The organism is uncultured Brachyspira sp., assembly GCF_944390845.1.
GTDB classification, from domain to species: Bacteria; Spirochaetota; Brachyspiria; order Brachyspirales; family Brachyspiraceae; genus Brachyspira; species Brachyspira pulli.
In genome coordinates, this window is sequence record NZ_CALXRM010000120.1 from 1 (window position 1) to 5,500 (window position 5,500).

General features: G+C 26.1%; 6 protein-coding genes. All 6 read right to left on the reverse strand.

The features are described 5' to 3' along the window. Nucleotides 1–327 precede the first annotated feature (327 nt). Nucleotides 328–795: a hypothetical protein gene (locus tag Q0K52_RS14485; RefSeq protein ID WP_297300592.1), complete on the reverse strand. Its 468-nt coding sequence runs from the start codon at nucleotides 793–795 to the stop codon at nucleotides 328–330. A gap of 114 nt (nucleotides 796–909) precedes the next feature. Continuing rightward, nucleotides 910–1,398 (reverse strand): periplasmic heavy metal sensor, encoded by a 489-nt coding sequence (locus Q0K52_RS14490; protein ID WP_297300593.1) that lies wholly within the window; start codon nucleotides 1,396–1,398, stop codon nucleotides 910–912. Between the two features lie 42 nt (nucleotides 1,399–1,440). Then, entirely contained in the window at nucleotides 1,441–1,686 is a 246-nt protein-coding gene (locus Q0K52_RS14495) for a hypothetical protein (RefSeq protein ID WP_297300594.1), read from the reverse strand. A 143-nt stretch (nucleotides 1,687–1,829) separates the two neighbouring features. Beyond that, nucleotides 1,830–2,672, reverse strand: a complete 843-nt coding sequence (locus Q0K52_RS14500) for a DUF4349 domain-containing protein (protein WP_297300595.1) — start codon at nucleotides 2,670–2,672, stop codon at nucleotides 1,830–1,832. 36 nt (nucleotides 2,673–2,708) lie between these two features. Then, complete coding sequence (locus Q0K52_RS14505) at nucleotides 2,709–3,278, reverse strand: tetratricopeptide repeat protein (RefSeq protein WP_297300596.1); 570 nt, start codon at nucleotides 3,276–3,278, stop codon at nucleotides 2,709–2,711. Nucleotides 3,279–3,581: 303 nt separating this feature from the next. Next, nucleotides 3,582–5,174 carry a peptide ABC transporter substrate-binding protein gene (locus Q0K52_RS14510; protein ID WP_297300597.1) on the reverse strand — a complete coding sequence of 531 codons (1,593 nt, stop codon included), beginning with the start codon at nucleotides 5,172–5,174 and terminating at the stop codon, nucleotides 3,582–3,584. Nucleotides 5,175–5,500 lie beyond the last annotated feature (326 nt).

Here is a 5,500-nt window from a genome sequence, read left to right on the forward strand (position 1 = left end):
ATAAAAACAAAAATATAAATTTATTTTTGACAAAATATAGTTGTTTAGGTATATACTAAAAATTTTAGAGTTTGTCATTTTTTTTAGTCAACTTTTTACCGCCGCAAAAAGTTGCAAAAAGTGCAAGGATAGAATTAGTACTAAATCATACTAAAATTGTCTTACATGTAAAATAATTTATTAATTAAAGCCCAAATGTAGCCTTTTTGCTTCTTTGTGGCAACAAAAGAAGTGGGGTCTGGGGCAAAGCCCCAGATATAAAAGCAAAAATGTAAATTTATTTTTGACAAAATATATTTGTTTAGGTATATACTTAAATAATTAAAATTATTTAAAATGTCTGTTTATATCTAATTCTCTTAAAGTTCTAATCATCTGCATTTCCATTTCTATTCTAAAATTATCATTAACAGCACTATTTATAGCATTGTTGTTTGGATTTTTCTGATGCATTTGAGATTTTATTGCTGAGTTGTTAACTCTCATTTGATTTTCTAACATTCTGTATCTTGGAGAATATCTTCCGTCTATGGCTCTTAATTTTTGTCTTTCCATATAGCTCATATATCCGCTTCCGAAATAATGAAACCTTCCATTTCTGTAGTATGATTTAGTGTATCCTGGATTGCCGTATCTTGGTGTTGTAAGATCATTTTTATAAGGATAAACAGGTATAGCAGTTCTTGTTTTTGGTGCTATAAATGGTTTTACATTTCCAACTTTAGGTGTTGGACTGTAATAGTATTGTGAAAAAGCCATTGCTGAAACACTTAAAAGTATAAATAATATTTTCATAATTATCCTCCTTAACCATTATATTTTTATAAAACAGAATAAATAATAAAAAATAAAAATACCCACATAATATTTTACTATTATGTGGGGGATTAAAGTTGAGCGATTAAAAAATTATTTATTTTGGTAAACTTTGTCTATCTCTAAATAACATTGAGTTCTCAATTTTGATAAATCTGCAGAAGCTTTACTTCTAGCATCTATTGCAGCATTTATAGCATTTTGATCTGGATTTTCTTTTCTCATTTCTACAGCTATAGTTTCATTTTGATTGAATATTTCTCTTCTTAAAGTATCCATTTGAGGAAAATATTTATCATGTATAGCTCTAATTTCATCTATTTGTTCTTGAGTAAGATTGTTGTTATAATATCCATATCCTCTGCCATAACCATATCCGCAGCCTCTGCCGTAACCCATTCCGTTTCCATAACCTCTGCCATGATGTCCGTATCCTCTATCATAACCATATCCGCAGCCTCTGCCATAACCCATTCCATTTCCATAACCTCTGCCGTATTGAGCAAATACTGATGCAGAACCAAGTACCATTATAGCTATTGATATTAATATTACTACCTTTTTGTTAATTTTGTTTTTCATATTGTTTTCTCCTTTTTTATAACATTTTTATTATTTTTATGCTTATTTATTATAAGTGCTGTAGTAACAACCATTATAATTATTGTAATATCCTTTATAATTTCTGTATTCAGAATTATAGCCTGTATTATAGGATCTTCCGTAATTACAGCCTCTGCCGTAACCTCTTCCATATCCTCTACCATAACTCATTCCATTTCCGTAACCTCTGCCGTATTGAGCAAATAAGCTAACAGAAGCGAATAACATTATTGCAATTGAAACAAAAATTATAATACCTTTTTTCATATGTTTTCTCCTTTTTTATTTACTGGTATTTTTGTTTTTATTATGCTATGTTAGACGCTAACTTGATAGAAAAGTTCCCGAAAAAAATAAAAATTGATAAAAAAATTCAATTTTTTATAATACAGAATTAGGGTATATGTAATTTACTTGATTTTTTTGTATAATTTCTTTATTAAACCTATTTTTCCGAAACAAATATAGTAAAATAGTGCTAATATTAATACTATAGGTATTCCAACAGCTACAAAGCCTACTATAAAGAATATTATACCTGAGAAAAATTCTTTTAAGAATGATATTAGATTTAAATATTTGTTATATATATTTGTATTGCTTTTTATAGCTTCTTGATTTTGTATATTAACAGTAACTCTTGAATAGTCTATAGATGACTGTAAATTTTGAAGATTTCCTTTCATTCTTTCTATTTCATAAGTTAAAGTATTAATTCTATCTTCAATTTTTAATATTTCATCAATATTTTTTGCTTCTTTTAAATAATTTCTTAGTTTTTCTAAAAGCACTTCTCTGTTTTTTATTCTGTTATCGGTATCGTAATATGTATCGGTAACATCTTGAGTGTTAATATTTTTATTTTCTATTTTTTCACTTTCTTCCATAAAGGATATAAAATTATTTAAATTATCTTTTGGTATTCTTATTGTAAGGTAATATCTATTTTTTGAAGATTCTACATTATCAAAATATCCATTGTATTCTTTAACTTTATTTTCTATTGACTTATAACTTTTTTCTACATCTTTTGAATTAATTCTTATATCAACAGTTACTATTAATTTTCTTTCTATATTGCTTTCTGAAGTGTAATTTACACTATCAGTAACAACAGCATCTTCTTCAAGCATTGGGCTAGGTGGGGGTACAGCACTTTGAGTTGTGAAATTTATATTATTACTTGATCCGCTTTTTCCTCCGCATGATAATAGTAAAAGCGTACTTAACATAATAATAATAAATTTTTTCATTATTTACCCCCATCATAAATAATTATAATTTTTCAATTAACTATTTTTTATGCAGTATGATATATTAGCATTAGGATTAAGCTCTATGACTTTATTATAATCAATTATAGCTTCATTATAAAGTCCTATATTATATTTAGCATTTCCTCTATTATGATAAGCTAATTCATTATTAGGATTCAATTCTATAGCTTTGTCATAATCTTCTATAGCTTCAATATATAAACCTAAACTATATTTAGCATTTCTTCTGTCATTATAGGCCCATACATAATAAGGATTTTTGTCTATAAATTTATTATAATCTCTAATAGATTCTTCAAATAATCCTAATTGAAATTTTGATGATCCTCTTACATAATAAACTTTTTCATCATAAGGATTGATCTCTATTGATTTATTATAATCATCTATAGCACCGTCATATAGTTTTAATTCCTGTTTTGCCATTCCTCTTATATAATATATTTCACTGTCTATATAATTTTTTTCTAATGCTTCATCAAGTATTTCTATTGCTTCTTCATATAGAGAAAGTTTAAATTTATCTCTTATCATATTTTTGATATCATCTATATTATTGATGGTATTTAAATTTTTATTCATAATTTATTTCCTTAATAAAAATTAAAAACAAATTAATTGTTTTTGTATAGAAGCAATATTACTTCATAATATAGAAAACATTATGAATTGTAAAAAGTAATATTATGTTTAGTTATTATTAACAAAAATTAAGTATTATTTTTAATAATTTTTGTATAGTATACTATATTTTATATTAATAAAAAATACTAAATAGTAATTATAATTATCAATAATAAAAAATTGAGTATCTAGTAAGCAATTTTGTATATTACTAGATACTCAAATTTTTATTTGTTTATTTATTTTTCAATTATATTTTAATTATTTTTCAACATAGCAATTAAAGAATCTTGGAGGTATAACTGCACTTATCATAACTCCTTTTAATTCTGGTCTTACAAGTATTACTCTGCTGTAAAAGTATAATGGTATGAAAGGCATATCTTCCATTAATACATCTTCAGCCTTATGTAATGTACTCATTCTTGAAACTTTATCTCCATTAGTTAAAGCTGATTTTATTAATTCTTCGTATTCTTTATTATAATAGCTTCCAGTATTTTGAGGACTGTAGCTTAAAAAAGTATCCAAAAAAGTCATAGGATCATTATAATCTCCCATCCAGCCGGAACGTGCTATTTGGAAATTTTTATCTCCTCTTGTTGTCTGCATGAATACTCCCCATTCCAATTGATTAACTACAGCATCGATATTTAAATTTTCTTTCCACATTTGCTGTATAGCTTCGAATATATTTTTTGAACTTTCTGATTCAACAGTAAATTCTATAACAGGAAAATTTTTTCCGTCCGGATAACCTGCTTCAGCTAAAAGTCTTTTTGCTTCATCAATGTTTTTTGAATAGTCTTCTTCTTTGACACTGAAATAATCTCCGCCTTTTTCTCTGAATGAACCTTCTATATCATATACTGGAGGAGGAACCAAAGCGGCAGCAGGAGTTTCAGCACCTTTAGTAACATTTTTTACAATATAGTTTCTGTCTATTGAAAGTGAAAGAGCTTTTCTTACTCTTTTATCTTTTAATACTTCATTTGTACTATTAACTGATAAAAAATAAATTGCAAGTAAAGGCACATAATCAATATATCCTTCCTCTGTTAATTTTGGTATATCCTGTAATGGAGGATTGCTTCCAAATAATAAAGTTCTATTTTCTATAGAAGATATGATAGTATTAGGATTATCCAAAAGAGCAAAAGTTAATTTTTCAGCTTTAATATTTTGATTGTCCCAATAATTAGTGCTTTTTATCATAACTAATTTATCATTATTAATATGTTTACTTAAATAATAAGGGCCGTTTCCTATATATTTTTTCTGAGTCCAGGAATCTCCATATTCACTTATTATATCTTCTCTAAGAGGACTATATATTGTAATAGCAAGTAAATCCAAGAAATATGTCGTAGGACTTTCTAATACAACTTCTAAAGTATAATCATCTAATGCCTTTACTCCTAATTCTTCAATAGGCAATTCACTATTAATTATTTTAGCAGCATTTTTTATTGGGTTTAATTGATAGCTTACAGAACTTGCAACTTTAGGATCAACAGCTCTCCTCCAAGCATATACAAAATCATTTGCAGTTACAGAAACACCATCATGCCATTTAGCGTTTGTTCTTAAATGAAATGTATATGTTTTATAGTCTTCGCTTATTTCCCAGCTTTCTGCTACTGCAGGTATTAGTTTATCGTCTTTATCTCTTGAAGTTAATCCTTCAAATGTATGTGCTATATAAGCGGAACCGTCGTAAGTTTCTGTATATGTTGGATCTAATGTTTTTGGTTCTGGTCCTATATTTATTAATAATCCTGCATCTTCTTTATTTTTTGAGCAAGATATTATTAATAAAAATGAAAATAATAAAATAGATAATATTTTTTTCATGATGCTTCTCCAATGATTATGTTAAAAAATGGTAAATTTATTAGATTAAATTTAAGATGTTTTTTATATAGACGAACTGCCTACAGAATAAGAATACACTCGGGAATCTTATATTTTTTATAGAATACTATTATAGAAAATAATTTATATATTTTTATCTGCTTCATAAAAAGAACACTTCCGTTAATATTTGTAAAAACAATTATAGAATAAAATTTTTATAAAGTAAATATAAACTATTTAGAAATATTGTTTAAGAGCCATAGATATTGCACACTTTTATTTTAAAAAAAGAAGGTATTCCTTATAATTTAAATTGCTATAAA

Coding starts and splice junctions, on each gene's coding strand:
- Q0K52_RS14485 (WP_297300592.1), bottom strand. CDS start 795: ATGAAAATATTATTTATACTTTTAAGTGTTTCAGCAATGGCTTTTTCA.
- Q0K52_RS14490 (WP_297300593.1), bottom strand. CDS start 1,398: ATGAAAAACAAAATTAACAAAAAGGTAGTAATATTAATATCAATAGCT.
- Q0K52_RS14495 (WP_297300594.1), bottom strand. CDS start 1,686: ATGAAAAAAGGTATTATAATTTTTGTTTCAATTGCAATAATGTTATTC.
- Q0K52_RS14500 (WP_297300595.1), bottom strand. CDS start 2,672: ATGAAAAAATTTATTATTATTATGTTAAGTACGCTTTTACTATTATCA.
- Q0K52_RS14505 (WP_297300596.1), bottom strand. CDS start 3,278: ATGAATAAAAATTTAAATACCATCAATAATATAGATGATATCAAAAAT.
- Q0K52_RS14510 (WP_297300597.1), bottom strand. CDS start 5,174: ATGAAAAAAATATTATCTATTTTATTATTTTCATTTTTATTAATAATA.